We start from the raw sequence: 25,428 nt of genomic DNA, 5'->3' as shown, positions 1-25,428 counted from the left end.
ACCCGTGGTTCGTTTACGCGATGGCCGCGGCGACGCCGCCGCTCCCCTGCCCTCGCGTAGGTCGCCCGCCTTTCCTTGGCAGGCTCGGTTCAATGGCCCTCGGTTAATTCAAGAGAGGGGCCGCGCCCAACGGCGACGGCGATGGCGGAACGCCGTCGCTGACAATGCGGGCATCGGGACGCGGCCCCCGTGGAAGCCGGAGAGCTCACCGCTGGAAATGGGGGCAACGCACCCCCGGACACACAACACCTAGCGAGCTCCCCGGGTAGTCGATGGGGGCGTTAGCTCGCGGCGGCGAGCTCGTGCGAGTCGGCTGCGTTGCGGGCTTCGATCGCCTCGTTCTGCGCTTCGATGAAACGCACGACTGCGGCGACTGTCGTCTTCACGAGGGAGCCGACGCGCACCGACTCGAGGCGGACGCCACGGACCCCTTTGCGGGTCCAGCGAGTGCAGGTCGTCGGGTGAGGGCGGTAACCGATCGCCTCTTCAATGGCGACCGGGACGGGCAGGAGCTCGTCGCCTGGCTGAATCTTAAGCATGCGAAACGGGGCGGGCTGGAGGTGAAGGAAACCAACAGCCGCATCATGCCGGGAAGATTTACCCGATCAATAAACAAGATTACCCATGATTACCCAACGACTGATCGAACCTCACGGGCCAGTCTTTCCCATTGCTCTTTGCCCATCGGCTTAACGCATTGCTGACGCCCTGCTCAGATGAGAGCAGGCCCCACCCATCGCGTGTCCGGTACTCGCTCTTGAGCTTCTGCAGAATCTCTTTGTTCGTGTCGCCAGCCGCTGCAAGCTGGTACATCCACGCATTCCGAGCATCAATTGGCCGTACTGGTCTCGATTCGGTTGGTGACTGCCTCTGCTCAATAATTAGAGGCCTAGGAGCTATTCGGCCGTCTGCCGCATCACTCTGAGCGCGATGAAGCTGTTGACTGGTATCCTGCTCCAGTCTGGCGATAGTTGCATCTAGAATCTCTTGGGGCGTCGACGCGTCTATCTCTGCGAATGAGAGTTTGCCACCGTAACGCGCTGCGCAATATTCCCCCACTTCGAGACTTTCAATTGGGCACTTGATGTCCCCATACTTCGAGCGCCACTCGTCGAGAAAAGCATCGTTCCAACCTCGAAGGATCGGGCTCCTCTCCTCGACAAGCTCTCCAAGTGTTGCAAATCGGCTCTGTAGTTTATCCCACGCTGTGTCTTTCTCTGCATCTTCTCGACTCAGCTCCTCCGGTGCGGAGTCATTCATTGCATTCCCCCATATCGCTGCGATTGCTGCAGGGGATCTTCGTCGCCTCACGAGTTAGACAGAGAACGCAAGGCATCTTGCAAACGACGCCGCATTCAGGGCACCGCATCGCGGTGCTCCCCTTCAGCGTTTCAAGGAAAGCGACGTTCTCCGCCTTCCGCTGCTCGTAGTTCCAAACCGTGTTTCGGTGGCACTCGAGACGCTTCGCTACTTGCGACAGGCTCAGACCGTCGCCGCGAAGTTTGAAGAGACGCGCCACCTTGGTGGGCGGTAGCTTCTGACAGCCTAGATGCGCTGGCATTTCCTGATCTCCTTAGCCAGCCCCGTCGCCGCGTCTCACCGGATCAGGTGAGTAAGACGCGGCGGCGAGACGGGGGCATGACTCCCCTACTGGCGTGCTCGTGTAAGTGTTGTTTACCCGATCCTTTCGAGGGCAACCACGCCCGCTCTCTCAGCTGACCTGGCGTCGTGGGAATTGCTACCCAATCGCCTTCGCCACCATGGCGCCGGCCGCAAGATTCTTCTCCGCGTAGATCTCGCTGGTCCGCGCCGTCGAGTGGCCGAGCGTCACTTGCGCCGCCTCGAGGCCGAACTTCGCCCGGACCTCGGTCGCGGCCGTGTGGCGGAGTTGGTTCGGAGTCCAAACGTCGATCTTGAGCTCCGGCTCGTCTTTCCCTTCGGCGGCGGCGGCCGCCTCGGCAGCAGCCGCCGCGGCCTTACAGGCGCGGGTGATTGCCTGGCGGTAGCTGGTAACCGTGTAGCGATCGCCTGGCGGCCTGGCCGGCCGGTCGCTCAGGTTCGAACCCGGCCGGTTCCCGCAACTGATCGGCGTCCGCCGCTGGGCGTGCATGAGGGCCCGCCGATTCCGCTCGCTGTCCGCGGGGCGGAAGCAATACGACTCGGCGTCGCGAGCCAGGTACCGGAAGAGAACGCCCTGCGCCTTCGGTCCGATGAAGACGACCCGCTCGCGGCCGTGGTGCTCAGTCTTGTGCGACGCGGGCCGATAGGTCCAAACCTCGCCGGACCGATCGACGTCGATCGGCCGAAGGCAACAGATCTCGCCCGGCCGCATGCCGGTGAGCCGCTGCAAGCGGACCATATCGGCGACGACTTCGGGCAGGTGCGGGATCGTCGCTTCGACGACGACGTCATCGACAGGCAAGATGGGCGCCGTCTCGCGGGCCGTCGTCCGGCCGGCGCGAAGACCGGCGACCGTGCCCAGCGCCGCTGAAACGGTCGCCGGGATGAGCTCCTCGGCCGCCGCCCACTTGAACGCCCGACGGATGCGGCTGATCGAGCCGTTCACTGTCGAGCGGGCGAGGCCCTCGCCGACCATCGCATCGCGGACGGTCTTCAACGCTAGAGGGCCGAAGCGGTCGGCGGGCTGATCCGCGAACAGCGCGGCCGCCCGGTCGCAGGCCTTGGCGACGAGACCGGCCTCGTTGGTGGGCTGGTCGTTCTTCAGGTAGTAGGCCTCGGCGTGCAGCTTGTAGCGGCGGCAGACCTCGCCGACGGTGACCGCGGCTGGGGTGGGGGGCGTCGTCGCCGTGGCGCGGCTCTCCGGCCGCTGGATGGGCCGGCCGGCCATAATGTCGGTCAGGACCGACGCGTACGCCTGGCGGCTCGCCTCGCTGCCGTGGAGGCCGAGGTAGGTCACCCGGCCGGCCAATTTCAGATAGGCCTGGCCGGTCGCCCGGTGAAGGCAGTAGGACGGAATTCGCGGCTTTTTCCGCGAGATTCGAGGACGTGCTGCCATGCCATGCGACTCCAGGAGTAGTGACTACTCCCGTTTTTGCACTGTGGCAGCTCTCGCGACCATCGCGAGGTTCGGCCTAAGGTCCGACGCCGACTCGGTTTACAACAAGTGGAGCTGACAGGGATCGAACCTGCGACATCCTGCTTGCAAAGCAGGCGCTCTCCCAACTGAGCTACAGCCCCTTTTGAGGTGCTTCCAGTCTACGACGCGTTTCGCTGGTCGCCAAGGCGTCTGATTCATCCCCTGGCGGGTTGTGGCGGAATTTCCGGTTGCGCGGGCTTTGTGGCGGGGTCGTTGATGTTGGGTGCGGCGGTTGTCGGCTGCCGCGGGCTAAGTTTTAGGATGACCCTTTCTGGCCGAATCTGGTTCGCTCCGAGGCATGGCGTACGCGTCTTGCGAGCAGGCTACACGCTGATTGAGCTGGTGATCGTCGTCATGGTGCTGGGCATCCTGGCGGGGGTCGCTGTGCCCCGGTACAAAGCCGCGCTGGCGGGCGTTCAACTCGAAGCGGCCGCGAAGCAGTTGGCGGCCGACCTGCGCCGGGCACAGGCGGTCGCTCAAGCGACGGCGACTACGGTCGTCCTCTCGATTGACCCGGCGACGGAGACTTACAGCTCGGCGACGCTGCCCGATGTCGATCGGAGCATCTCCACTTTATCAGAGAACGTTGGCGCGAGAGGTCACGGCGTTGAGATCGTCTCGTCGATCTTTGGCGCTGGTACCGAGGTGACGTTTGACTTCCGCGGCGAACCGGCCGAGGCGGGGGCGGTGACTCTAGGGGCTGGCGCACTGTCGGCGGTGATCACCGTCAATGAGACAGGGCTGGTGGAGGTGTCGCTGTGATGTTTCGCCCTGCCTATACGTTGCTCGAACTGATGATCGCGTTGGGTTCGGCCAGCGTGCTGATGGCAGGCCTCTCTTCGGCGCTCTTCATCGCAGCACAAGGTTTGAACCTCGATCAGGGAGCGTCGGCGTCGCGCGGACGCGCTGACGCTGTGATGGGACGGGTGTTGGCCGACGCCCGCACCGCGACACGCTTTCGCAGCGTGACCCCGACGGCGATTGAGTTGGATGTCGCGGATCGTACGGGCGATAGCGCCGCTGATCGGCTGCGCTACGAGTGGAGCGGCGTGGTGGGCGACCCCTTAACGCGGACTCTCAACGGTGGCGCAGCGGTGACGTTATTGCATGATGTGCGAGCGTTAACCTTTGAGTCGACGACGCGCGCGGTGGCGACTCAGGACGTGATCTCAACCGGGCTTGCAATGAGCCCCATCATGTGGTCGCAGGGTACGCCGGCAACGGCGACGGGCGTTACGACTCTGGCGCTATCGACCCCGCCTAAGGTCGTTCCCGGTGACCTGATGCTTGCGATGGTCGCGACGACGGGCGAGCAAACCTCGGTCACCGCTGCTGGGTGGACTGAGCTGTGCCACGCCGACAATACCAACAATGCAAAGTTACGCCTCAGCGTGTGGCAGAAGACAGCCGCCCTGGCGGAGCCCGGCGTGCATTCTTGGTACTGGCCGAATGCCGCGGATGCTGTGGGCGGCATAGCGGTGGTCTCGAACCACAACCCGAGCGTGCCGATTGCTCCAACGGGGATGGCGACACGGGCGAACTTTACGGGAACGAATGCAACCTGCCCAAGTGCGTCGGTCGTGCAGAACAACTCGATTGCGATGCGGCTCGGCGCGTTTGGCGGCAGTGTCGGTGTTTCGGACCCTTCGGATTACAACCGCATCTGGGCACAGAGTGTCAGCGGTTTCCTTACGGCTGCCTGGACCTACTCATCGCCGATTTCCTCTACAGCCACCGGCACCGCTTCCTACCAGCTTAGTGCGCCTCGCGACTACGCCACGATCACAATTGTCATCACGCCTCGAATCCTGGTGGGACCATGACCCACATCCGCGATCATCGCCGCGCTAACACGCTCATCGAAGTCGTCGTCGCGACGACGCTCGTCGGCGTCGTGCTGGTTGCTGCGCTCGAGACGCTCGGCGGCGCCACTCGGACCTATCAAGAGAGCGCGACGACCGCAGAGGCTTGGGCGCTCGCCGAACGCTACGCCGCTGAGATTATGGCGAAGCCGTACGAGGACCCGCAGGGGAGTGTCGTCTTCGGCACGGAGTCAAACGACGGCGTCGTTTCGACCCGCGATCAGCTCGACGACGTTGATGACTACGAGGACTGGTACGAATCGCCGCCGCAATCGAGCGACGGGGTCGATCTGACGGGATACGACGGCTGGATCGTTGAGATCATCGTCACTCACTGCCATTCGACGCCAAGCGGGTCGGTCATCAACGTGGCGGGGAGCGACCAGGGCGTCAAACGGATCCAGGTGCGGGTCTCCGACGCCCAAGGGTGGGTGACGGAGTACGAGATGCTTCGCTCTCGGTACGGGGCTGGCGAGTATCCGACTCCTTTGGGCTTATCCGAAGTCGGCAGCGTGTCGGCGACCCTCTCGGTCGCAGGGGGCGCGCAACAGCTCTTCGGCGAGCAACCTCTCAATGAGGCGCCCACGCCATGACTCAACCAAGTCGAGATCGTAGCGGGTCGGTTTACGTCGCCGTGCTTGGCGCGGCGATGATCGTCGCGACGATTGCGTTAACGGTTTCGGCGATGGGGCGCCTCGCGCTCCGCAGCGCCAGCGACCAACGCGACCGTCGGCAAGCGCAGGTCGCCGCCCGGTCGGGCGTCGAGTTCATGCTCGGCGTGATCAACCAGTATTCCGACTGGCGGTCGCGGATGACGAGTGGCGTCGAGTCCGGCGACCTGATCTCGAACCATGTCCGGTTCTCGTGGTCGGTCACGGATGTCGATGGCGACTTGGCCGATGACCCTCTCGATCATGCCGTGATCCGTGCGATCGGTAAGAGCGGAGAGGCTCGGTCGGCATTGACCGTGACGGTCGAGCCCTTCAATCACACCGTCCCGCTAAGCTCCGCCGTGACTTGCCTGGAGTCGGCGCTGCATGCGGACGACGCCCTGACGATAGCTCCTGGTGCTGTCATCCAGCGCAGCGGCGACGTGACCTCGAACTCGGAGGCGGCGTATTTTGCGTCGCCGGCGAAGTCGATGCCTAGCGACCATGTCTTCGACTACTACGTGAGCCGTGGGACGACGATCCCGATCGGGAGCCTGACAGGCGCCAACCCCAGTCGCTTTCGTGGCGTCGTGCTGAGTCGTCACCTCAACCCGTTCGGGGAGACGAACCCATGGGGCATCTATGTGATTGATTGCGAGGGCGCCGACGTGGAACTGAGTCTATGCCGCGTCTACGGAACGCTGGTGCTGTTGAACGCGGGGCCAAATACGGCGATCAGTGACGTAGCAATCATTCAACCGGAGGCAGACAACTACCCTAGTCTCATGGTTCAAGGCGACTTAAGCATCGACCTGCAGAGCGACACCACCGGCGCCGAGTTGCAAGAGTTAAGCCGGATCAACTACAACCCCCCGGGCGCCCCTTACGACGGGGTGGAAGACTCGGATCAAGTGGACAACGCCCGCCCTGCGACGCTGGATGGCATCGTCTACGTAACCGGCACGGCGACAATTTCAGATGACGCCGTGATCCGTGGATGCTTGGTGGCTGGCAATGTGACGGTTAACGCGGACAAGGTTCTCACACTCGAGTACCGGCCGTATGCGAGGGACTATCCGCCGCCAGGATTCACCATTGGCGCCGGGGTGCGACCTCTGCCGGGCTCGTGGCGTGAAGTTGGGCTGTGAGCGGTGGGGCCGTCTGACTGAATCGCCGAAGGCCCTGCTGCCCCCCCCGCGACGGGGGGTTCGCATGGGGGTAGGCGGTGTTCTGCAACCGGCGACCCGAGGCGCCACCTGGACATGCGTTTAGAGGCCCGTAGGGGCACGCTAGAGGCGTCTTGGAAGGTTGCTAAGGGTTTACCAAGGCCCTCCGTGCCGGACGCTGTAAGCGGCCTCCTGGGGCGTTCTAGAAGGGCCCCCGAAAGAGGGGGGTCGTTAGTCCCTCGGCGGCAGCAGGCACATAGCGCCGGTGACTTCATGAACCAGCTTCTCATTCTGGTTTCGGAGGGGCGCGCGACACTTACGGTCGCGAAGCCGGTACTCGGACTTGATGCGTCGGATGTCGCCGATGCAACCTATGAAGGCCTCGACGCACGAGGGGTCCCATTGCTTGCCGGCCCCTTCAAGCAGAATCGCCTCGGCCTTTTCGCTCGGCATGCCGGCGCGGTACGGCCGGTCCGAGGTCATCGCGTCGTAGGCGTCCGCGACCGCCATAATGCGGCCGTCGAGCGGGATCTCCAGTCCATGCAATCCGTCGGGGTAGCCGCGACCGTCCCAACGCTCGTGGTGGTGCAGCACGCCCGGCAGGATGCCTTCGAGGTGCTCGATGTCGCAGAGAATCGCCCAGCCCTCGTTGGGGTGTCGAGCGATCTCGGCGTACTCCTCTTCGGTGAGCTTTCCTTCCTTCTGCAGCACCGCATCGCTGACCCCGATCTTGCCGACATCGTGCAGCAGAGCGGACAGGTAGATGTTTTCGAGAGCCTTGCCGTCATAACCGATTTGATGGGCGAGCCGGCGGGTGAACAAGGCGACGCGTTCGGAGTGGCCGCGGGTGTACTGGTCCTTGGATTCAATCGCCGAGACGAGCGAGCGAACCATGCTCACCATCAGACGTTCTTTCTCACGCACCAACTCGAGATTGGCGGCGTGCGTGGCGAGGATCGAAGCGGTGGTCGCCATCAGGGTCGCTTCGCCGCTGCCGAACTCCTCGCTTGCCAGCTGCCACGACTTTTGCGGTATCGGGTCGAGCGAGGGTTCGCGATTGACCGCGACCAGCCATCCGAGCATCCGCTCGCCCGAGTTGAGAGGCACGATCACCAGCGATCGCACGCCAGGAATGAGTTCGGACGAATCCCAAAGGGTGGCGGCGTTGGGGAGGTTGGTCGTGTCCCAATTCTTCACGACCGGGCCTCGTAACGCGGCGGGGCCGTATCGCTGAACGGCAATCGACAGCGACGCCGAGTTGACCGGAGTCGAACCGATGACGACCCCGGCATCCGCCCGGTAGGGGTCGCTCGGGTCGGGGAGGTTCATGAAGGCCATGCAGCAGGCCCGCACGGTCGTATTGAGTACGGGCAGCGTCGCATGCGCGAGGCTCGTCAGATTATCGTTCGATCGCCCTGACGTCAGGCTCTCGACCATCGACCGGAGGAACGACAGTTCCTCGAGGTCCGAGGAGAGCTGCGCGGCGAAGAGTTCGTTCTCGGTCGAAAGGTTGCGGGCTGAGTCGCCGGATCGGTGAAGTGCGGCGGCCGTCGCGAAGAGGCGGCGCAGCAACTCGCCTTCCTCTTGCGTGCCCCGAGCGACGGCGACTCGGTCACCCTGCCGATTGAGGCGCATCGCGACCATCGACTCGTCGCCAACCACGTCGAGGCAGGCATGGTCCGATTCTGCCGCTTGTATCAATAGCGACGTTGGGACCACGGCCAAGTCGTGATAGTCCGTTGGCGCCGGTTCTGCGGCCTGATCGTCCAGGAACCAAGTGCATCGGTCGTTGCCGTCGATCGCGGCATCGTCAGCGCAAAAGACTTCGATAGGCCCACCGGTCGCCTCTGTCAGGTGCTCGACCAGACCTTTCTCGTCCTTGGATAGCCGTCGAAGCGCCGGTGCTTGTGCCGTTGTCTGAGTCACGATCGGGATTCCCGACGAGGCGAACGAGGGCGTGCGTAGAGTAGGGACGCCATTCGGAGCTTAGCTTACGGCCGTCATCGATCACCGCACGGCGTGTGCAAAAGTCCGGTTATGACGGCGTCTGGCCGAAATCGGGGGCGTTTCTCCTATCGGCGGCCAGGGGCGACCTACAGTTGATCAGCCTGCTCACTAACGGCCCACCGCAAACCGCTGGGGCCAGGCCAACAACAGTTCATGTGAGAGACACAAAAATGAGACCGCATCGCCAAGGCTTTACGCTGGTTGAATTGGTCGTCGTGATCATGATCCTCGGGATCTTGGCCGGCGTCGCCGCGCCGAAGTTCTTGAACACCTCAGCAGCGGCTTCCGAAAGCAGCCTCAAGCAAACTCTGTCCGTGGTTCGCAGCGCGATTGAAATGCACGCCGCGCAGAACAACGGCGTCTTTCCTGTCGGCGGCACCGACGCGGCGTTCAAGGCCGCCTTGGGGCCCTACCTGCGAGGCGCGTTCCCGAAGTCGCCTGTGGGGGCGAACAATACCGTCACGTTCGGCGCCGTGGCCGATGACGCTTCGGGATGGATGTACAACGCGGCTACCGGCGACTTCATCTGCAACTCGACGTCAACGGACGCGCTCGGGACGGCTTATAGCGCCTATTGACGTTCGGAACGGTAACCACTTCGTTCCCCTTGCCGGCTGGTTCTAATGCAACAAACCACGAAGAGCGTCCTCGTCGCCGAGGACAACGCCGCCTTGCGGAGGGTGATCGGCTTCGCATTGAAGGGTTGTGGTTTCCAGACAACCGCATCGGCCGACGGCGCCGAGGCATGGGAAATCGCCAGAGCACAGACGTTCGATCTGATCGTGAGTGATCAACAGATGCCGAACATGACCGGCCTCGAACTCATCGAGCAGCTGCGGACCTCGGCCACGAACGCGAAGACCCCCGTGATTCTGCTAACCGCCAAGGGACTCGAACTCGAGATCGAATCACTCCGCGAGCGTTACGGCGTGTCGGCGATGCTCCACAAGCCGTTCAGCCCCTCGCAACTCGGGTCGCTGGCCGAGGAACTGGTCGGCGCGCTCGTCTGATCGCCGCTGCTTCCGACTCCGCCACTCCGACGACTCGATAATGCCCACCACCACGGCCCAACTCGGATTCCCGCGGCGGGTGGTCTCTCTCTACCTGCTATTCAGCCTTGGGGCGTTGTTGCTGCTGGCGAGTGGCGGCGTCATTGCCGTTCAATCGTTGCTCCGATCGCGGGCAACGGCCGACGCATTGTCGCAGGTCGGTCGATTAACATCGGCGATCGCGCTCGACCACCATTCGACGTCGGGAGCCGAGGTCCAAGACCTCGTCGAGCGGGCCCGCCTCGAAGGGCAGCTCGCTTGGTGCGCCGTGGTCGATGTTCATGGTAAGTTCGTCGCGCACACCGACCGCTCGCTGATTGACGCCACGATGATTGAGCCCATCGGAGACCCCCTCCGGTGGGGCGCGAATGACGGCATTGCCTACCGCAACGAGACGGGCCAGCTCATCCACGAGTATCGCGCGCCCTTCATGATCAATCAGAGGCCGGCGGGCTCGCTAGTGCTGGCGTTTGCAGTTCCCAGCTGGCAAGCCGTCTCTCGAGACCTTGCGGGTTACGCCCCGGTTGCGATCCTCGGACCTATCGGCTTAATCGCCTTCGGAGGCTGGTGGCTTAACCGGACGACCGGACCGCTCGCAGAGATCGCGCAGTCCCTGTCGTCGATCGCCCGTTTACCGATCGACGACTCGCCCCGCGGCCAACGAATCGCCGCCAAGAGCCTCGCTGCGATCGGTTGGAACCGAGTCGTCGATAGCCTCGACGAGCATCGCGATCAAGACTCTGCGGGAGTCGCCTCTCGACTCAGCGAGTTGGCGGGGATCGGGGGGGGGAAGACCCGGGCAGCCCTTGAAAGCCTTTCCGAAGGCATCGCCGTTACCGACGCCCAGGGCCGGATCGAGTTCGCCAATCGAGCGATCGCCGCCCTGCTCCGCTGTGATGACTCCTGCGACGGCGAGCTGCTCGACGGCCAGTCGCTTGAGGAGCTATTGGCGACGGTGGCCCCGGACGGCGCCTCGGCGTTCAACGTCGACTCGCTCCAAGCCGAGGTCGTCTCGGAATTGCAGGTCGCAACGCCTGTCGGCGAACGCACACTGCGGCTCTCAAGAGCCCCGATCAACGGCGACGCCCTCCCGGGCCACGTCTGGTCGGTTCGCGACATCACTCAGCAGAAGCTGACCGACGCGTCGCGCGACCAGTTCATCGACACCGCGACCCACGAACTGCGAACACCGCTTGCGAACATCAAAGCCTACGCCGAAACGCTGGCGATGGGCGACATGATCGACGTCGAAGAGCAGAAGGAGTTCTGCAACACCATCAACGCCGAAGCCACGCGTCTCGCGCGCTTCGTCGATGACCTGCTGTCGATCAGCAGCCTGGAAGTCGGATCAATCGGCATCCAGCGCACCAACGTCGATGTCCGCCGCTTGCTCGAAGAGGCAGCCGAGAAAATCAGGCCGTTGATGAAGCAACGCTCGATGACGTTCGAGGTCACCCTCTCCGAGAAGCTCGGCGAGGCCCGCATCGACAAGGACAAGGTGTCGGGCATGGTGGTGAACCTGCTCGGCAACGCGGCGAAGTACACGCCCGAAGGCGGAACCGTCACTCTCGCCGCTATCCGCCAGGGCGAAGAGCTGAAGATCGAAGTCCGCGACACGGGGGTCGGAATCGCCGAAGAAGAGGCCGATCGGGTCTTCGAGAAGTTCTTCCGCAGCGCCAACCCCGCGGTCCGTGACAACGTTGGCACCGGGCTTGGCTTGCCATTGGCTCGGGAGATTGCGCGGCTACATCGCGGTGACATCACGCTCGCCAGCAAGCTCGGCGAAGGAAGCACGTTCACCGCCCTACTGCCGGTCCAATAAGGAGGCGTCGCAGTGATCAAGACATCGGCTCAAGGCGCCGTTCAGGTGTTCGCCGTCGAGGGACCTCTCAATGTCGAAGAAGCAGGGAGGTTGAACGAAGCGGTCGCCGCCGCGCCCCGCGCCGGCCGCCCGCAATGGGTTGTCGACCTCGCCGAAACCCCCTTGATCGACAGCGCGGGTTGCGAGTCACTGCTTGACGCGCGCGACGCTGCGGTCGCCGTCGGCGGAGGCGTTCACCTGGCGGCATTATCGCCCCTCTGCCGCGACATCCTTACCGTCACCGGCGTCATCCGCTACTTCCAAGTCTTCGAGGGCGTTAAGGAAGCCGTCGGCCAATACTCGCGATAGAAGCCACTGCGTGGCGACCTTGCTAGATCAATGACCAGCCATCCGTTGACAACGCCGACAAGCACAGACGCCATCGAGCAGAGCATTGATGCTGCGCTCGACGCCCTAGAGTCGGCGGTGCAAGCGGAGGTCGAGAGCCCCACGCCAGCGCCTCCGCCCAAGGCGCCCATGCGACTCGGGCAGCGATTGCTCGGTGACAACCTCGTCTCTGCCGAAGACTTGTCGCGGGCGCTGGAGATTCAGGCAAAACGCGGCATGAAACTCGGCGAGACGCTGCTCGAGATGGGCGTCGCGACCGAAGACGATCTGCTGCCCCACATCGCGGCTCAGCTCGGCGTCCCCGCGCTAAAACTGCGCGAAGGTTTGATCGACCCGATCGTTGTGCGGACGCTCGACCGCGTCTTCTGCGAACGGCATGGCGTTCTCGCTCTGTTCAATGTCCGTGGCGTCTTGACCATCGCCCTCGACGACCCGAACGATCTCGACCGCCTCGACCTTGTCGAGCGAACAACCGGTCTGCGAGTCGCGCCGATCTTCGCCTTCCGCACATCGATCGAGCGGATGATCGCGCGGGCCTACGAAGACGACTTCCAGGTCGATTCGGTCACCGCTGACATGGACGAGTCGGCGGTCGAACTGCAGGCCGACATCACGGACGTCGATCTCACCGCCGTGCAGGACATGGTGGGGGGCAGCCCGGTCGTCAACTTGGTCAACTACCTAATCCTCCAGGCGATCCGGCGCTCTGCGAGCGATATCCATATCGAGCCGAGCCGCAAACACGGCATCGTGCGATTCCGCATCGATGGCCAACTCGTGGAGATGATCCGACCGCGTCGCGACATCTACCCAGCCGTCGTTTCGCGCATCAAAGTTATGGCGAAGCTCGACATCGCCGAGCAACGCAAGCCCCAGGATGGCCGCTGTCAGGTGGTTGTCGATGGGAAAGAGGTCGACCTCCGTGTCTCGACTCTGCCCACCGTGATCGGTGAGAAGGTCGTCATGCGTGTGCTCGACAAGCAACGCCTCACGTTCAACCTCGACGAACTCGGCATTCCGCCACGGCAGCTTGGCGATATCAAGCAGATGCTCGCCCGGCCGTATGGTTTGGTGCTCGTCACGGGCCCGACCGGCTGCGGAAAGACGACAACCCTCTACTCGGCGCTGGAGCTCATCAAGTCGATCCATACAAACTTGGTCACCGTCGAAGACCCCGTCGAGTACCAGATCGAACTGGTCAATCAAGTACAGGTCGATAGCTTCCGCGATTTGACGTTCGCCTCGGCTTTGCGATCGATTCTGCGTCAGGACCCGGACGTGATCATGATCGGTGAGATCCGCGACGCGGAGACCGCCAAAGTCGCCGTGCAGGCGGCCCTTACCGGGCACCTGGTACTGAGCACGTTGCACACCAACGACTCCGCGGGAGCGGTCACACGGATGGTGGATATGGGCGTCGAGCCTTACAAGCTCGCCGCAGCTCTGGTGGGTGTCGTCGCGCAGCGGCTTGTCCGGATGATCTGCCCGCATTGCCGCACGCAGCACTACGCCCCGGCCGAACTGCTCGAGACGCTGCACTACAAGGGCGACTTCAACCGCAAGTTCTCTCGTGGGGAAGGTTGCCGTTCGTGCTACGACACAGGCTTCCGCGGCCGGATCGGCGTCTACGAGGTGCTCCTCGCCGACGCCGAGTTGCGGCGGATGGTCGCCCGCGACGCGATGGCTGATACGCTCCGTGACTGGATCCGCGAGGCGGGCCTGCCGACGCTTCTCGACGGCGGTCTTGATCTCGCGTCACGAGAAGTGACGAGCCTGGATGAAGTCGCCCGCGTGACGCTTTTTGACTGATCGTCTCATTCGACCGGATGCAAGCCGTGGACGCCCGCTTCGCCGACCCGACCGCTCTCTTGCTGGGAAGCACGCAGCAACCCGCGGTGCCGCGGCCTATATGGCGTCGCACCAAGTCGATCCCGCTGCAAGAGCGCGTCAACTTCACGTCGCAGATGTCGATGATGGTCGGCGCGGGAGTCTCGCTGTCTTCGGCCTTGAAGTCGCTGACGAGGCAGTGCCAAAGCCCGACGATGCGGGAGGCCTTACAGGACATCCAGGACGACGTGCTCGGCGGCTCGAGTCTCTCGACATCGCTCCGCAAGCACCCGAAGCTCTTCGACCCCGCCTACATCGCGACGATCGCCGCCGGCGAAGCGTCGGGCCGCATGCAGCAAGTGCTGACGCAGCTCGCCGAGCTGCAGCGCGCTGACCTCCGACTCCGCCGCACCATCCGCGGCATGCTGGTATACCCCGTGCTGCTGACGTTGGTGTCTCTCGCGGTCGTCACGACGCTCGTCATCTTCGTCTTGCCTCGATTCGCGACGATTTTTGAGCAGTACGAGCTGACGCTGCCGTTGGTGACACGGGTGCTGATGGGCATCGCGGACGAAGCCCGATCGCGCTGGTGGTTGTGGGTTCCGCTGCTTGCCGGAGGCGTCGGAGGCGCGGCGGCGGCGGTCGCTTCCGAGAAGGGCCGAGTGCTTTTTGATACGGCGTTGCTGCGGATGCCCGGCCTCAAACGCGTTACGCAATCGCTGATCGGCGCGAGGGCTTGCCGATTGCTTGGCATGCTGGTCTTGAGCGGCGTCCCGCTGGTGGAAGCCTTGCGACTGCTCCGATTGGCGATCAGCAATTGCGTCTTTCGCCGGCTCATGGTCGACCTGGAAGACGCGGTGAGCAATGGCCGGAGCCTCAGCGACGCTCTCGAAGGTAACGAAGCTCTGCCGCCCTCCGCCGTCGAGCTGATCGCCACCGCGGAGAAGACCGGTCGCCTCGGCGAAGTCAGTCAGATGATGGGCGCCCACTACGAAGAGGAGGGGCAGACACTCGCCCGCCAACTGGTCTCGATGCTTGAACCAATCGTGACGATTGTGATGGGCGGGTTTGTCGCCCTTGTTGTGCTGGCGGTGATGCTTCCGGTCTTCGACATCGCAACGTTGTCACAGGGATAGTGCGCTGGCGAACGCCTCGGGGCAGAACGATGATCTGGAAATCAACACGCGGCTGGATTGGCGTCGATATCGGGGCGCGTGCAATCAAGGTTGCGCAGCTGACCTCCGACCACAACCGCCTAAGACTATCCGCGGCCTCGGTGAGCGTCCGAGCAAGCGAAGCCGAGGGCATATCGCCACGTGAGTTGGCGGATCAGATCATCGCGGCTCGCGTGCTCGCCGAGCGTCTGTGCGGTTCGCACGCCGCGGCGACGCTGTCGATGAACGATTGTCGGGTCGAGCCTTCGATGGCTGATGATGCTGTTTCTGCCGATCGTTGTGCGGGCCGATGGGTCGCCGGGTCGGGCGCGGATTACACGTTAAGCGTCGATACGCGGCGGGTTGAGGACGCTGTCGAGAGCCTCTCCGTTGCGGGATGGCAATGCGAAGCGATCGACGGCCAGCCCCTGGCGATCGCCAGAGCGCTGCGGCTCTCACCAGACTACCATCGCGAAGAGCTCCTCGGAGCACTAGACTTCGGCGCCGCCAGTGCGACTTTCATCGCTTCGACTAATGGCCTGGCGAGGTATGTCCGGCGCCTCCACGGCGGCGGCATGGCGGATGTTTGTCAGAGCGTTGCTCAGTCGCTGTCGCTGCCAGCGAAGGATGTGGGCAGGCTCTTACGTGGCGGCGGAGATAACACGTCGGCCAACGGCGCCGGAGTGACGCGTGCAATACGCGACGCGGTCAAGGACGCCGTTTACCCTCTCACACAAGAGCTCAAGCGGACCCTAGAACACCTCGGCGGCAAACTCCGAACGCCTGGGCCAAAGCGGATTTTCGTCTTTGGTGAGGGAGGCGCCGTTCCCGGTTTGTCGACGTTGGTTGGCGAAGCCTTGGGATTGACCGTCGAGCCCTGGAGCGCGCCGGCATTGGATCGCGACACGGGGGTCGCAGTCGTACCCGACTGTCTTCTCGGTCAGGCGATTGCCTTGTCGGCGCTAGCGTGGGATTCGTCACGGGAGGGCGTCCTATGAGCGAGAGCCTTAACCTGATCCCTCTCGCAACCCAGAGACGCTACGCGCTGCGACGCGTGTCGCGAGTCTGGTTGCTCTGGCTGGCGGCGTCTGGCGCCTGCGCCGGCCTCTTCCTTGGAGTCGAGTGGCTTCGGGGTGTCGCGGCGCTTCGTGAGCTCATGGACCTCGACGCACGGTACGCCCCTTTCCTGAGACTCGCCGAAGAACGTGAAGTCCTCAACACCCGCATCGCTCAGCTACGCACTCGCGAACAGAACGCACTGCAAGTCTCGCATGACGAGTACGGCATGACGCTTTTGGGAGTGATGTCCGAAGCGGCGGCGAAGTCGGGCGGCGATGTTTACCTCGACAGCCTGGCTTACCGGCGTTCCAGCCCCCAGCAGGGCGTCGGCTCGGCCAATTCCGTGCAACTGAGCGGCGTCGGAATCGACGGCATCTCGGTAGCGGAGTTCGCCGCGAAGCTTCGGGAATCCGGCGTCTTCACCGATCTCACCGTGCAAAACACCCAACCCGTCGATGGTGGCGTCGCTAGCTTGCGGCAGTTTTCGATTGGCGGAAACCTCTAACTTTCACGCATTCCCCGGCAGGCGGGTGTTTTCATGCAACCCAGACAATCGGGAGTACCGAGATTACCCGTAAGGGTGTTGTACATCGCGGCAGCAGCGAGCGCTGTCGCGATAGCGTCGCTTGCTTGTGCTGCTCTGAACGAACCGCTGAAGACATGGAGGATCGACCTCGACCGTCGGGCGGAACTCGTCCGCGAAAAGCTGACGCAAGGCCCCGCCTTGCGTCTCGAGCACGCCACGCAGACCCGAGAGCTCGAAGAGCTTGCCGCCCGAGTCGCTGAAGTCACCCGCCGAATCCCCGACCAACCGAGGGAAGGAGAGTTTCTTGCCGACCTGACACGCTTGGCTGAGCAACAGAGCGTGGCGATCGAGGACTTTCAGCGTGGAGCCGCTTTGCAGACAGAGGGCTACTCAGCGGTGACGGTCTCGGTGAGTTTGCGAGGGAGTTATCGAGGGATTTGCCAGTTGATTGAAGAGATCACCAAGCTGCCACGAGTTGCCGAACTGACCGAGATGGTGATCCGACGACAGCCCGACTCGGACGATCGTTCGGTGGATGTGACTTACGCGCTGTACTACGGACTGACCACGGCCGGGAACGCGCCGCCCGAGGGGACGCCATGACGCTGTGGCTCCGACAACATGGGATGACGCCGGGCCGGGCCGCCATCGTGGCTGTGCTCGCGATTGCGCTTGTCGCCGTCTGGGGACCGCAGTTGTTTTCTTCAAGTGACGAAGAGCCCGCCCTAGCTGCGATCACTCCGACAAAGCCGAAGCCCGCTGTGGTTAAGGCTCAGGCCGTAAAAGTTCAGCCAACGAGAGCGAATCAGACCGCGAATGCCGAGGCGGTCTCGTCGACACTCGCCCCTGCGTCGCTAGAGAAGCGCGCGCTGCCGAAGTTCACCGCCAGTGAGGCGAGCGAGCACGACCCGTTCGCCGCGCCCGCCTGGTCGCCGGCCGCGGTCAGCCTCATGGCCCGTACGGCAGAGGGGGATGCTTCCGCTAATGCGACGCAGCGTTTTGAAGCGATCCGCTCGCAGGGGGTCGCGATGATCCTCGTATCGCCCGAAGGGAGAGCGGCGCAGCTCGGGGACCGCACGGTCCGCGTCGGCGACCAGATCGATGGCTTCGAAGTCATCGACATCACGCCGACCGGCGTCGTCTTCATGCCGGCCGCTAAGAGGCCAGTGGAGGGGGTGGATGGCGCATAGCGGGTGGTCCTTCGCCGCTTGCCGGTGGGTGCTTGTGGCGTGTCTCGCCGCGGGCGCCGCATCGTCGCGCGCGCAGACGCCTTCGCTGCCGACGTTGCAAGAGTTTGCCAGCACACTCGAGCGAGTAGTCAACGGCCCTGAAATCCTCTCAGCCGAGCAGCTTCCCGCGCCCGAGAAGGCCGCCGAAGGCCAGTTCGTGGCGCCGCTCGTCAAAGATCCGGTTCTCCCGGTCGTCGTCCAAGACGATGAGGGGCTGATCTCACTCTCGGTGCGCGACGCGACACTCCGCCAAGTCCTCGCCGCCCTCGCAGAGACCCAAGGCTTCAACCTCGTCATCGCTGCGCCGGCCGACACGCAAGTGACGGCCGAGTTCAAGCGGATGTCCATTGATGACGTCTTCACGACGTTGATGAACTCGACGGGCCACACCTGGACCGAGAGCGACGGCGTCGTCATTGTCACGAGCAATGCGACCGGCGGAACGCTCTCGCCTGTCGCGCAGGGACGGCGTGTCGCGGTGATCGAACTCGACTTCGCTTCGGCCGCCGACCTGCAACCAGCCGTCGAAGGCCTGCTCTCGGCTGTCGGCCAGTCGCACTACGTCGAGACCAACCCCGAAGACAACCGCCGCACGAAAGAGTTGCTGGTCGTCGAGGACCTCGAGCCCTACCTGCAACGCATCGAGCGCTACATCGCCGAGGCCGACCAACCGCCGCGGCAGGTGTTGATCGAAGTGAACCTCTTGCAGGTGACCCTGGAAGATGACCAGCGTTGCGGCGTGAACTTTGAGGCGCTAGGCCGGATCGCGGGGACGCCTCTTACTGTCGGATCGCAGGGTCTAACCTCCGTGCTTCCTGGCACGGCAATTAACGGGGCCGCCTCGTTGCCGTCCGGGTCAGCTTGGTCATCGGGTTCATCCGGCTTTTTCGTGCAGACCAGCGGAGGCGACTTGGACTTGGTGATTGAAGCACTCATCTCCACTACCGACGCCAAGAGCCTCGCCAACCCGCGACTGCTTTGCGTTAACGGCCAGGAGTCTCGTCTTCAGGTAGGTAGGGACATCGGTTACGCAACAACGACGACGGTCAATACGACCACAGCCGAGAACATTCAGTTCCTAGAAACGGGCACTATCCTTAGCGTAACGCCGCGGATAACCCGCGACGGGCGCGTGCTGCTGCGTGTGGCTCCAGAAGTCTCTGACGGTGAGTTGATCGATGGGATCCCCAACAAGGAACTCATCAAGACGCAAACCAATGCCTTGCTCCACAGCGGCCAGGGAATGATCATCGGTGGGCTGATCCAAGAGACCGACTCAATCCAGATCAACCGTGTGCCTGTGCTGAGCACCATCCCCTACGTTAGCGGGTTGTTCCAGCGACGGGCTCTTGTGAAAGAGCGACGCGAGCTGATCATTGCACTCGTGCCTCACATTCTTCCTTACGCTCCCGAGATCGAGTGCCGCAACCAAGAAGAAGTCATGCGGGCGACGGATCCATTGCTCACCGGACCGCTCGTTCGTAACCCGCGTCCCTACGAGCCGCGGCTCCCCGACCCGCACGAAGACCTCAAGGGCTACCGCCCCTGGCCTTGGGGACCGAAGACCGAGACAGAAGTCTGCACGACCGCGGTCTGTGAGCCGCCAGAAGGATCGACGGGGCCGCGCCGGCTGCCCGACATTCTTCAGCCCGAACTGATCGAGCCCGCCGTCCATCGCGATCCCGTCGAAGTCGTCCCCGCGGAGCCAGAAGTCGTCGAGCGACCCAAACGTTCGTGGTTCCGCTAGTCCACTTTCCGCCGAAGAGGCCCTGCCGTGTCGAATCGACTTGAGTTGCCCGACGACCTGGCTAGTCTGATAGAGAAACGCGAACAAGACGACCGCCGCCAGGCGGCCGCCGGCCCGCCGAGCGCGATCGGCGAACGCCGCAGCGGCGTCGATCGTCGTGACGCCGACCTTCCCCCTGCCCCGCCTACCGGAACTGAGACGGACAGCGTCCGTTGATCACTGCGGCGTAGGCGCGATCGAGTTGACGACGCCGCATGAGTTCGGACACCTCTCCGCAATCACGTGACCGTTCCTGCGGTCGCGTCTTCTGGATGGCGATCGTCATCATCACGGCGTTGGCCGCGGGCTGGCGTGCGTGGCGGATCGAGACGCCGTCGTTCGACAACGACGAGGTCTGGCAGATCGTCCATTGTGAGACCGACCTCACGAAGCAGTGGTATCGCCACGACAACTTCCCGCCGCTGTATCACTGGGTCGTGAGCCTCTTCTTTGCCGCGGCGAAGACCGACCAAGCGGCGCGTTGGTTCTCGCTATTGTGCGGCGTGGCGACGATCCCCCTCGTTGGCATGCTCGGCAGGCGACTCGGCGGCGCTGCGGCGGGCGTCGCGGCGGCGGGGCTGATCGCCGTTTCCGCCAATCACGTTCTCATGAGTCAACTCGGGCGCGCCTACGCGCCGCTCATCTTGTTAGCTGCGGTGACGATGCTGCTCGCTTGGCGGCTGCGTGAGCGCGACTCTTGGGGTGACTGGGCCGCGTTCCTTATCGCCGCTTGGACTTTGGTCGCGACGCATTACTTCGGCGGCGTTCTGCTGATCATCCTCGGTGGGCTACTCCTCGCTGAGAAACGCGGCAAGGCTCTTGGCAGGGCGATCGCCGCCGCTGTGATTCTGGCGATCGCCGGCCTACCGCTGGTCGGCAGCCTCCGCGCTGACCTCGCTGACTCCGGCGAGTTCTTCCACCACGTCGGCTTCGACTCCGAGGCCTACGCGATGGGCTACCTGTGGCTCGTCACCGGAAACACGCTGGGACCTTCAGTCAGCGACCTGCGTGAGATGACGTCACTTGGCCAAAAGCGCGAAGCGATAGTCGCGATGGCGCCGTGGGCACTGGCGGCCATCGCGCCGGTCGCGGTGCTTCTGCTCGCCGCTTGGGGACGGTTGAAATCTGGCGACCGTGTCTGGATCGCCGCGCTGGTGCTGGCGCCGCCCCTGGTGGTGCTCGCCGCCTCGTCGGTGGTCAGCACGGGCTTCACTTACCGCTACTACGTGTGGGTCCTCGTCCCGCTGACCGCGGCGATGGGCGTCGGCGCCACGACGATGCGCGGCCGGCCGATAGTCATGGCGTCGACGACCGCGCTAATTGCGTTCGGCGTCGGCGCCACTCTCAACCGTCACCTCGACCCGTACTACTGCGAGAACGACTTCCACGCCGTCGCCGCGTTGATCGAGCGTCTCGACCTAGAGAACAAGCCGCCGGCCGTGCTCGGCGCGCCGCTGCACTACGGTGAGGGCGCGCTCTACGGCTTGCCGGACGACTGGCTCAAGCTAACCGTGTCAGCCCACCCCGAAGCCGAGCAAGATTGGGACGCGAAGCTCCCCGACTTCGCTCGCGAAGCGGCGCCGCGCGAGACCGCGTGGCTCGTGACCCAATGGTTCCCAATCGGGCACCCGCAGCGAGCGGTGTGCGACAGGCTCGTCGAACGGCTCAACGCCAACCTTGTCGAGCGGGTCTCTTCAACCGTGATGGTCTATCGCTTTGCGATCGATCAATCTGCCGCGGGGCCTTAGCCCCCGGTTGCCGCGCCACCGGTTGCCGCTTCGCGTTCGCGGCGCTGCGTGCAATCGGTCGAGGGATTCGTGCATGCCTCGCAGACCGAGTTGCCTTCATGGTCTTTGAACGACGACAAGCCGCCGCACGAGCCCTTGATCCGTCGGCCGGAGAGCATCACGCCGATCGCCATCCCCGCTAGCGCGACGGCGAACACGGCGAGTGTTACCAGGAAGGTATTCATGACGACTCTCCTGCGGCTTCACCAGCTTCCGCAGCGGCGGAGGCCGATGGCGAGTTCTTGAAGGCGGCGTCCCACGCCGGGGTGGTGCGCTCGACGAGTTGGTCGTCGGCGTCGCGCGACACCATCAGGGCGGCGACGCCGTGCTCAACCGCCCAATCGTACCCCGCCACAGGGCCGAGGGCGAGCAACGCCGTCGCTTGCCCGTCGGCGTCGCGACACGTCTCGGCGAGGACCGTAGCCGTCGCCAGATCGTGATTCACGGGACGCCCCGTCTTGGGATCGATGGTGTGCGAGTAGCGGACCCCGTCAACTTCGAAGAAGTTGTAGTAGTCGCCCGAGGTGGCGAGCGACTGGTCACGCAGTTCGATCACTTCTTGCAGCGTTTGCTTAGGGTTGGTCGAGGCGCGTTGCACGCCGATCCGCCACGGCTTGCCGGCGGGTTTGACGCCCCGGGCCCGGACCTCGCCGCCGATCTCGACCATGTAAGAATCAACCCCTTCGCGATGGAGCAACTCACCCACGGCGTCGACGCCGTGACCTTTGGCGATCGAAGAGAGGTCGAGGTAGACACTCGCTTTCGACTTACGGAGCGCGGGCGGGTCGAGGCGTGTCTCCACCGATTTGTATCCCACCCGCTGCTTAGCGGCGGCGATCTCTTCATCACTCGGCGGTTCGTCGCGCCGCTTGTCGGGGCCGAATCCCCAGAGGTTCACCAGCGGCCCCACGGTTGGGTCGTAGGCGCCATCCGACTGTGCGGCCAACTTCAGCGCGGACGCCACCACCGACGCTGTCTCGGATGAAACCGGGAACCACTCGGGCGTCTCCTTCGCGTTGAACCGCGACAGCTCCGACTTCGAGTCGTAAGTCGACATCTGGCGGTTCACCTCCGCCAAACGCTCGTCGACGAGCTTCTGCAGTCGCGCCGCGTTCTCTTCCGTCCCGCCAACGATCGAGACGTTGTAGCGCGTCCCCATCGTCGGCCCAGAGAAAGACCAGACCGGCGCCTCCTCAACGGCAACGCCCTTCGCGCACCCGACGACCAGACACAGCAACAACAGCCGCCAGGACCCGCCTGCAAGCCGACCTAGGAACCTATCTGCGATCATCTGCACGCGTCTGCGGCTAAGACTCTTGTGGCTTAACCGCCGAAGTCGTCGTAAGCGACGTTCTCCTTCTCGACGCCGAGGTCGTCGAGGAGCTTGAAGACCGCGGCATTCATCATCGGCGGCCCGCAGATGTAGTACTCGATGTCCTCGGGCGCCGGGTGGTCCTTCAGATAGTTATCGTAGAGCACCTGGTGGATGAAGCCGACGTAGCCGTCCCAGTTGTCTTCGGGCAGCGGCTCGGAAAGGGCGATGTTGAACTTGAAGTTCGGGAACTCGCGCTCGATCTCGCGGAAATGCTCGACGTAGAACAGCTCGCGCTTGCTGCGGCCGCCGTACCAGTAGCTGACCTTGCGGCCGGTGCGGAGGTTCTTGAACAGCTCGAAGATGTGGCTACGGAGCGGGGCCATGCCGGCGCCGCCGCCGATGTAGATCATCTCGGAGTCGGTCTCTTTGATGAAGAACTCACCGTAGGGGCCGCTGATCGTGACCTTGTCGCCCGGCTTGAGGTTGAAGATGTAGCTTGACATCTTGCCCGGGGGTGTCCCCTCGGGGGCGCGGGGTGGCGGGCTGGCGACGCGGACGTTGAGCATGATGATGCCCTTCTCACCCGGCCAGTTGGCCATCGAGTAGGCGCGGATCACCGGCTCTTCGACCTTCGACACGTACTTCCAGACGTTGTACTTGTCCCAATCTTCGCGGAACCGCTCTTCAATCTCGAAGTCTTTGTAATTGACGACGTGCGGCGGGGCCTCGATCTGGATGTAACCGCCCGCCTTAAAGTTGACGTCCTCACCCTCGGGGAGTTCGAGGACAAGCTCCTTGATGAAGGTCGCGACGTTGTTGTTTGAGCGGACCGTGCACTCCCACTTCTTCGTCTCGAGGGCCTCGTGGGGCACCTCGATCTTCATGTCCTGCTTGACGGCGACCTGGCAAGAGAGCCGGCAACCCTCTTTGGCCTCTTTCTTGGAGATGTGGGTCCGTTCGGTCGGCAGGATGTCGCCGCCGCCCGAGAAGACCTTCACCTCGCACTGGGCGCAGGTGCCGCCGCCGCCACAGGCGCTGGAGACGAAGATCCCCGCGTCGGAAAGCGCGTTGAGCAGCTTGCCGCCCGCGGCGACTTTGATCTTCTTGTCTTCGTTGACAGTGATCTCCACCGGTCCCGTAGCAACCAACTGGCTGCGGGCAGCCATGATCAGGGCCACTAGCGCGAGCACTACGAGGGTGAAGAAGAAGACGCCGAGAACGACAGTTAGGAGGGGTGACATGACGCAAGCCTTCGGCTTAGTTGGCTATTGGCTGCCAGCTATCGGCTGTCAGCCCAGTTAACGCTTAAAAATGTCAGCCGACAGCCGATGGCCGAGAGCCGACAGCTTTTCTCACATTCCCCCGAACGACATGAACGCCAATGCCATCAGGCCGACGGTCATGAACGTGATTCCCAGGCCACGCAGGCCTTCGGGGACATCGCTGTAGCGGAGTTTTTCACGGATGCCCGCTAACGCCGCGATCGCCAGCGCCCAGCCGAAGCCGGCGCCGACGCCGTACACGCAGCTCTCGGCGAAGGTGTAATCGCGTTCGACCATGAACAGCGAACCGCCGAGGATCGCGCAGTTCACCGTGATCAACGGCAGGAAGATGCCCAGCGTCTGGTAGAGCGCGGGGAAGAACTTGTCGAGCGTCATCTCGAGGATCTGCACCATCGCCGCGATCATCCCGATGTAGGAGATCAAGCCCAGGAAGCTGAGGTCGATGCTGGAGTACTCCGAGCCCAGCCACTTGAGAGCTCCGGGCTTCACCAGGAACTGCCAGATGACATTATTGGCGGGGATCGTCAGCCCCATGATCACAATCACAGCGATCCCAAGACTCACGGCGGTCTTCACGTTCTTCGAGATCGCGATGAACGTGCACATGCCGAGGAAGTAGGCGAGCGCCAGGTTCTCGACGAAGACCGATCGGAGAAACAGTTGTAAGAAGTGATCCATGGTTATCCCGTGGGGATTAGCGGTCGGCTTTCAGCGGTCAGCTTTCATGTTCTGCGTCAGCAAGCTGATCGCTGACAGCTCATCCTTTACTCGTGCTCGACTTGCTCGGGCTTCCAGGTACGCAGCAGCCAGATCAGCAAGCCGATCAGGAAGAACGCGCTGGGAGATAGCAGCATCAGGCCGTTGGGGACGTACCAGCCGCCCTCGGTAGCCAGAGGCAGGACGGTGAATCCGAGCAACTTCCCAGAGCCAAAGAGCTCGCGGACGAACCCCACAGCGATCAGGATCACCGAGTAGCCAACGGCGTTGCCGACGCCGTCAAAGAACGAAATCAGCGGCGGGTTCTTCATCGCGAACGCCTCGGCCCGTCCCATCACGATGCAGTTGGTGATGATCAGGCCGACGAAGACGCTGATGCTCTTGGTCTCCTCGTAGGCGACCGCTTGCAGCAGTTGATCGACCACGATCACCAGCGACGCGATGATCGTCATCTGCGCGATGATGCGGATGCTGCTGGGGATGAACTTGCGGACAAGGCTGACCGCTGCGTTCGAGCAAGCTGTCACCGCGATGACCGCCAAGCTCATGATGATCGATGTCTTGAGCTGCGTCGTCACCGCTAGCGCCGAGCAGATGCCGAGCACCTGCAGCGCGATCGGGTTGTTGTTAAAAACCGGATCGATGAGGACGTCTTTGATCGATTGCTTGGCCATGCCTTCGCAGTTTGGCTATAGGTGGTGGCTG

General features: G+C 63.4%; 27 protein-coding genes and 1 tRNA gene. 17 read left to right on the top strand and 11 right to left on the bottom strand.

Annotated elements, in window-relative coordinates; all coding sequences use genetic code 11:
• Window positions 1-281: 281 nt before the first annotated feature.
• The 5 genes from Spa11_RS12060 to Spa11_RS12040 all read right to left on the bottom strand — a co-directional run bounded on the left by Spa11_RS12060 (window position 282) and on the right by Spa11_RS12040 (window position 3,198).
• Window positions 282-539: a DUF1580 domain-containing protein gene (locus Spa11_RS12060; RefSeq protein WP_145112548.1), complete on the bottom strand. Its 258-nt coding sequence runs from the start codon at window positions 537-539 to the stop codon at window positions 282-284.
• Window positions 540-618: 79 nt separating this feature from the next.
• Window positions 619-1,260 (bottom strand): hypothetical protein, encoded by a 642-nt coding sequence (locus Spa11_RS12055; RefSeq protein ID WP_145112546.1) that lies wholly within the window; start codon window positions 1,258-1,260, stop codon window positions 619-621.
• Complete coding sequence (locus tag Spa11_RS12050; RefSeq protein ID WP_145112544.1) at window positions 1,253-1,561, bottom strand: hypothetical protein; 309 nt, start codon at window positions 1,559-1,561, stop codon at window positions 1,253-1,255. The genes Spa11_RS12055 and Spa11_RS12050 overlap by 8 nt, the downstream gene beginning before the upstream one ends.
• Before the next feature lie 177 nt (window positions 1,562-1,738).
• A complete protein-coding gene (locus Spa11_RS12045) occupies window positions 1,739-2,917 on the bottom strand; it encodes a tyrosine-type recombinase/integrase (RefSeq protein WP_197529338.1) in 1,179 nt (392 codons plus the stop codon).
• A 208-nt stretch (window positions 2,918-3,125) separates the two neighbouring features.
• Window positions 3,126-3,198: transfer RNA gene (locus tag Spa11_RS12040), tRNA-Ala, on the bottom strand.
• A gap of 211 nt (window positions 3,199-3,409) precedes the next feature.
• Here Spa11_RS12040 and Spa11_RS12035 point away from each other — a divergent pair.
• The 4 genes from Spa11_RS12035 to Spa11_RS12020 are packed head-to-tail and all read left to right on the top strand — an operon-like array spanning window position 3,410 to window position 6,757.
• A complete protein-coding gene (locus tag Spa11_RS12035) occupies window positions 3,410-3,859 on the top strand; it encodes a pilus assembly FimT family protein (RefSeq protein ID WP_197529337.1) in 450 nt (149 codons plus the stop codon).
• Window positions 3,859-4,920 carry a hypothetical protein gene (locus Spa11_RS12030; protein WP_145112538.1) on the top strand — a complete coding sequence of 354 codons (1,062 nt, stop codon included), beginning with the start codon at window positions 3,859-3,861 and terminating at the stop codon, window positions 4,918-4,920. The genes Spa11_RS12035 and Spa11_RS12030 overlap by 1 nt, the downstream gene beginning before the upstream one ends.
• Window positions 4,917-5,552 (top strand): type IV pilus modification PilV family protein, encoded by a 636-nt coding sequence (locus Spa11_RS12025; protein WP_145112536.1) that lies wholly within the window; start codon window positions 4,917-4,919, stop codon window positions 5,550-5,552. Before Spa11_RS12030 ends, Spa11_RS12025 begins: the two co-directional genes overlap by 4 nt.
• Window positions 5,549-6,757 carry a hypothetical protein gene (locus tag Spa11_RS12020; RefSeq protein ID WP_145112534.1) on the top strand — a complete coding sequence of 403 codons (1,209 nt, stop codon included), beginning with the start codon at window positions 5,549-5,551 and terminating at the stop codon, window positions 6,755-6,757. The genes Spa11_RS12025 and Spa11_RS12020 overlap by 4 nt, the downstream gene beginning before the upstream one ends.
• A 249-nt stretch (window positions 6,758-7,006) precedes the next feature.
• On the opposite strand, the gene Spa11_RS12015 is transcribed toward Spa11_RS12020, so the two are convergent.
• A complete protein-coding gene (locus Spa11_RS12015; protein WP_145112532.1) occupies window positions 7,007-8,701 on the bottom strand; it encodes an HD-GYP domain-containing protein in 1,695 nt (564 codons plus the stop codon).
• Between the two features lie 251 nt (window positions 8,702-8,952).
• Between Spa11_RS12015 and Spa11_RS23455 the strand changes: the two genes are divergently transcribed.
• From Spa11_RS23455 to Spa11_RS11950, 13 genes are all read left to right on the top strand, one after another.
• A complete protein-coding gene (locus Spa11_RS23455) occupies window positions 8,953-9,360 on the top strand; it encodes a type II secretion system protein (RefSeq protein WP_145112530.1) in 408 nt (135 codons plus the stop codon).
• A gap of 45 nt (window positions 9,361-9,405) precedes the next feature.
• A complete protein-coding gene (locus Spa11_RS12005) occupies window positions 9,406-9,792 on the top strand; it encodes a response regulator (protein ID WP_145112528.1) in 387 nt (128 codons plus the stop codon).
• Window positions 9,793-9,832: 40 nt separating this feature from the next.
• Window positions 9,833-11,653: a sensor histidine kinase gene (locus Spa11_RS12000; RefSeq protein WP_145112526.1), complete on the top strand. Its 1,821-nt coding sequence runs from the start codon at window positions 9,833-9,835 to the stop codon at window positions 11,651-11,653.
• Between the two features lie 12 nt (window positions 11,654-11,665).
• Window positions 11,666-12,001, top strand: coding sequence for an STAS domain-containing protein (locus Spa11_RS11995; protein ID WP_145112524.1), 336 nt, complete (start codon window positions 11,666-11,668; stop codon window positions 11,999-12,001).
• 30 nt (window positions 12,002-12,031) lie between these two features.
• Window positions 12,032-13,849: a GspE/PulE family protein gene (locus Spa11_RS11990; protein ID WP_145112522.1), complete on the top strand. Its 1,818-nt coding sequence runs from the start codon at window positions 12,032-12,034 to the stop codon at window positions 13,847-13,849.
• Window positions 13,850-13,875: 26 nt separating this feature from the next.
• On the top strand, window positions 13,876-15,003 hold the full coding sequence (locus tag Spa11_RS11985; RefSeq protein WP_197529336.1) for a type II secretion system F family protein: 1,128 nt from the start codon (window positions 13,876-13,878) through the stop codon (window positions 15,001-15,003).
• 29 nt (window positions 15,004-15,032) lie between these two features.
• Window positions 15,033-16,019 (top strand): type IV pilus biogenesis protein PilM, encoded by a 987-nt coding sequence (locus Spa11_RS11980; RefSeq protein WP_145112518.1) that lies wholly within the window; start codon window positions 15,033-15,035, stop codon window positions 16,017-16,019.
• Window positions 16,016-16,585 carry a PilN domain-containing protein gene (locus Spa11_RS11975; protein WP_145112516.1) on the top strand — a complete coding sequence of 190 codons (570 nt, stop codon included), beginning with the start codon at window positions 16,016-16,018 and terminating at the stop codon, window positions 16,583-16,585. Before Spa11_RS11980 ends, Spa11_RS11975 begins: the two co-directional genes overlap by 4 nt.
• Before the next feature lie 75 nt (window positions 16,586-16,660).
• Complete coding sequence (gene pilO / locus Spa11_RS11970; protein WP_197529335.1) at window positions 16,661-17,209, top strand: type 4a pilus biogenesis protein PilO; 549 nt, start codon at window positions 16,661-16,663, stop codon at window positions 17,207-17,209.
• Window positions 17,206-17,796: a hypothetical protein gene (locus Spa11_RS11965; RefSeq protein WP_145112512.1), complete on the top strand. Its 591-nt coding sequence runs from the start codon at window positions 17,206-17,208 to the stop codon at window positions 17,794-17,796. The genes pilO and Spa11_RS11965 overlap by 4 nt, the downstream gene beginning before the upstream one ends.
• Window positions 17,786-19,582: a type II secretion system protein GspD gene (locus Spa11_RS11960; protein WP_197529334.1), complete on the top strand. Its 1,797-nt coding sequence runs from the start codon at window positions 17,786-17,788 to the stop codon at window positions 19,580-19,582. The genes Spa11_RS11965 and Spa11_RS11960 overlap by 11 nt, the downstream gene beginning before the upstream one ends.
• 27 nt (window positions 19,583-19,609) lie before the next feature.
• Window positions 19,610-19,798 (top strand): hypothetical protein, encoded by a 189-nt coding sequence (locus Spa11_RS11955; RefSeq protein ID WP_145112508.1) that lies wholly within the window; start codon window positions 19,610-19,612, stop codon window positions 19,796-19,798.
• 38 nt (window positions 19,799-19,836) lie between these two features.
• Window positions 19,837-21,369, top strand: a complete 1,533-nt coding sequence (locus tag Spa11_RS11950; RefSeq protein WP_145112505.1) for a glycosyltransferase family 39 protein — start codon at window positions 19,837-19,839, stop codon at window positions 21,367-21,369.
• On the opposite strand, the gene nqrM is transcribed toward Spa11_RS11950, so the two are convergent.
• From nqrM to Spa11_RS11925, 5 genes are all read right to left on the bottom strand, one after another.
• Window positions 21,366-21,593 (bottom strand): (Na+)-NQR maturation NqrM, encoded by a 228-nt coding sequence (gene nqrM / locus Spa11_RS11945; RefSeq protein ID WP_145112503.1) that lies wholly within the window; start codon window positions 21,591-21,593, stop codon window positions 21,366-21,368. The genes Spa11_RS11950 and nqrM overlap by 4 nt on opposite strands.
• Complete coding sequence (locus Spa11_RS11940; RefSeq protein ID WP_231932907.1) at window positions 21,590-22,699, bottom strand: FAD:protein FMN transferase; 1,110 nt, start codon at window positions 22,697-22,699, stop codon at window positions 21,590-21,592. The genes nqrM and Spa11_RS11940 overlap by 4 nt, the downstream gene beginning before the upstream one ends.
• A 32-nt stretch (window positions 22,700-22,731) precedes the next feature.
• Window positions 22,732-23,964, bottom strand: coding sequence for an NADH:ubiquinone reductase (Na(+)-transporting) subunit F (nqrF, locus tag Spa11_RS11935; protein ID WP_145112501.1), 1,233 nt, complete (start codon window positions 23,962-23,964; stop codon window positions 22,732-22,734).
• A 111-nt stretch (window positions 23,965-24,075) separates the two neighbouring features.
• Window positions 24,076-24,684 carry an NADH:ubiquinone reductase (Na(+)-transporting) subunit E gene (gene nqrE / locus Spa11_RS11930; RefSeq protein WP_145112499.1) on the bottom strand — a complete coding sequence of 203 codons (609 nt, stop codon included), beginning with the start codon at window positions 24,682-24,684 and terminating at the stop codon, window positions 24,076-24,078.
• Between the two features lie 86 nt (window positions 24,685-24,770).
• Window positions 24,771-25,397 (bottom strand): NADH:ubiquinone reductase (Na(+)-transporting) subunit D, encoded by a 627-nt coding sequence (locus Spa11_RS11925; RefSeq protein ID WP_145112497.1) that lies wholly within the window; start codon window positions 25,395-25,397, stop codon window positions 24,771-24,773.
• Between the last annotated feature and the right edge of the window lie 31 nt (window positions 25,398-25,428).

Origin of the sequence: Botrimarina mediterranea (genome assembly GCF_007753265.1) — a bacterium.
GTDB lineage: Bacteria > Planctomycetota > Planctomycetia > Pirellulales > Lacipirellulaceae > Botrimarina > Botrimarina mediterranea.
Note: the sequence above shows the minus strand (reverse complement) of the source record. Positions and strands in the feature narration are given on the sequence as shown.

What these genes read in the sequence shown, in the direction of transcription:
- Spa11_RS11960 (WP_197529334.1), top strand. Translation starts at nt 17,786, where the DNA reads ATGGCGCATAGCGGGTGGTCCTTCGCCGCTTGCCGGTGGGTGCTTGTG.
- Spa11_RS12050 (WP_145112544.1), bottom strand. Translation starts at nt 1,561, where the DNA reads ATGCCAGCGCATCTAGGCTGTCAGAAGCTACCGCCCACCAAGGTGGCG.
- Spa11_RS12025 (WP_145112536.1), top strand. Translation starts at nt 4,917, where the DNA reads ATGACCCACATCCGCGATCATCGCCGCGCTAACACGCTCATCGAAGTC.
- Spa11_RS11925 (WP_145112497.1), bottom strand. Translation starts at nt 25,397, where the DNA reads ATGGCCAAGCAATCGATCAAAGACGTCCTCATCGATCCGGTTTTTAAC.
- Spa11_RS11950 (WP_145112505.1), top strand. Translation starts at nt 19,837, where the DNA reads ATGAGTTCGGACACCTCTCCGCAATCACGTGACCGTTCCTGCGGTCGC.
- nqrE (WP_145112499.1), bottom strand. Translation starts at nt 24,684, where the DNA reads ATGGATCACTTCTTACAACTGTTTCTCCGATCGGTCTTCGTCGAGAAC.
- Spa11_RS12030 (WP_145112538.1), top strand. Translation starts at nt 3,859, where the DNA reads ATGTTTCGCCCTGCCTATACGTTGCTCGAACTGATGATCGCGTTGGGT.
- Spa11_RS11990 (WP_145112522.1), top strand. Translation starts at nt 12,032, where the DNA reads ATGACCAGCCATCCGTTGACAACGCCGACAAGCACAGACGCCATCGAG.
- Spa11_RS12020 (WP_145112534.1), top strand. Translation starts at nt 5,549, where the DNA reads ATGACTCAACCAAGTCGAGATCGTAGCGGGTCGGTTTACGTCGCCGTG.
- nqrM (WP_145112503.1), bottom strand. Translation starts at nt 21,593, where the DNA reads ATGAATACCTTCCTGGTAACACTCGCCGTGTTCGCCGTCGCGCTAGCG.
- Spa11_RS12060 (WP_145112548.1), bottom strand. Translation starts at nt 539, where the DNA reads ATGCTTAAGATTCAGCCAGGCGACGAGCTCCTGCCCGTCCCGGTCGCC.
- Spa11_RS12000 (WP_145112526.1), top strand. Translation starts at nt 9,833, where the DNA reads ATGCCCACCACCACGGCCCAACTCGGATTCCCGCGGCGGGTGGTCTCT.
- Spa11_RS23455 (WP_145112530.1), top strand. Translation starts at nt 8,953, where the DNA reads ATGAGACCGCATCGCCAAGGCTTTACGCTGGTTGAATTGGTCGTCGTG.
- Spa11_RS11975 (WP_145112516.1), top strand. Translation starts at nt 16,016, where the DNA reads ATGAGCGAGAGCCTTAACCTGATCCCTCTCGCAACCCAGAGACGCTAC.
- Spa11_RS11965 (WP_145112512.1), top strand. Translation starts at nt 17,206, where the DNA reads ATGACGCTGTGGCTCCGACAACATGGGATGACGCCGGGCCGGGCCGCC.
- Spa11_RS12055 (WP_145112546.1), bottom strand. Translation starts at nt 1,260, where the DNA reads ATGAATGACTCCGCACCGGAGGAGCTGAGTCGAGAAGATGCAGAGAAA.
- Spa11_RS12005 (WP_145112528.1), top strand. Translation starts at nt 9,406, where the DNA reads ATGCAACAAACCACGAAGAGCGTCCTCGTCGCCGAGGACAACGCCGCC.
- Spa11_RS11940 (WP_231932907.1), bottom strand. Translation starts at nt 22,699, where the DNA reads ATGATCGCAGATAGGTTCCTAGGTCGGCTTGCAGGCGGGTCCTGGCGG.
- nqrF (WP_145112501.1), bottom strand. Translation starts at nt 23,964, where the DNA reads ATGTCACCCCTCCTAACTGTCGTTCTCGGCGTCTTCTTCTTCACCCTC.
- Spa11_RS11980 (WP_145112518.1), top strand. Translation starts at nt 15,033, where the DNA reads ATGATCTGGAAATCAACACGCGGCTGGATTGGCGTCGATATCGGGGCG.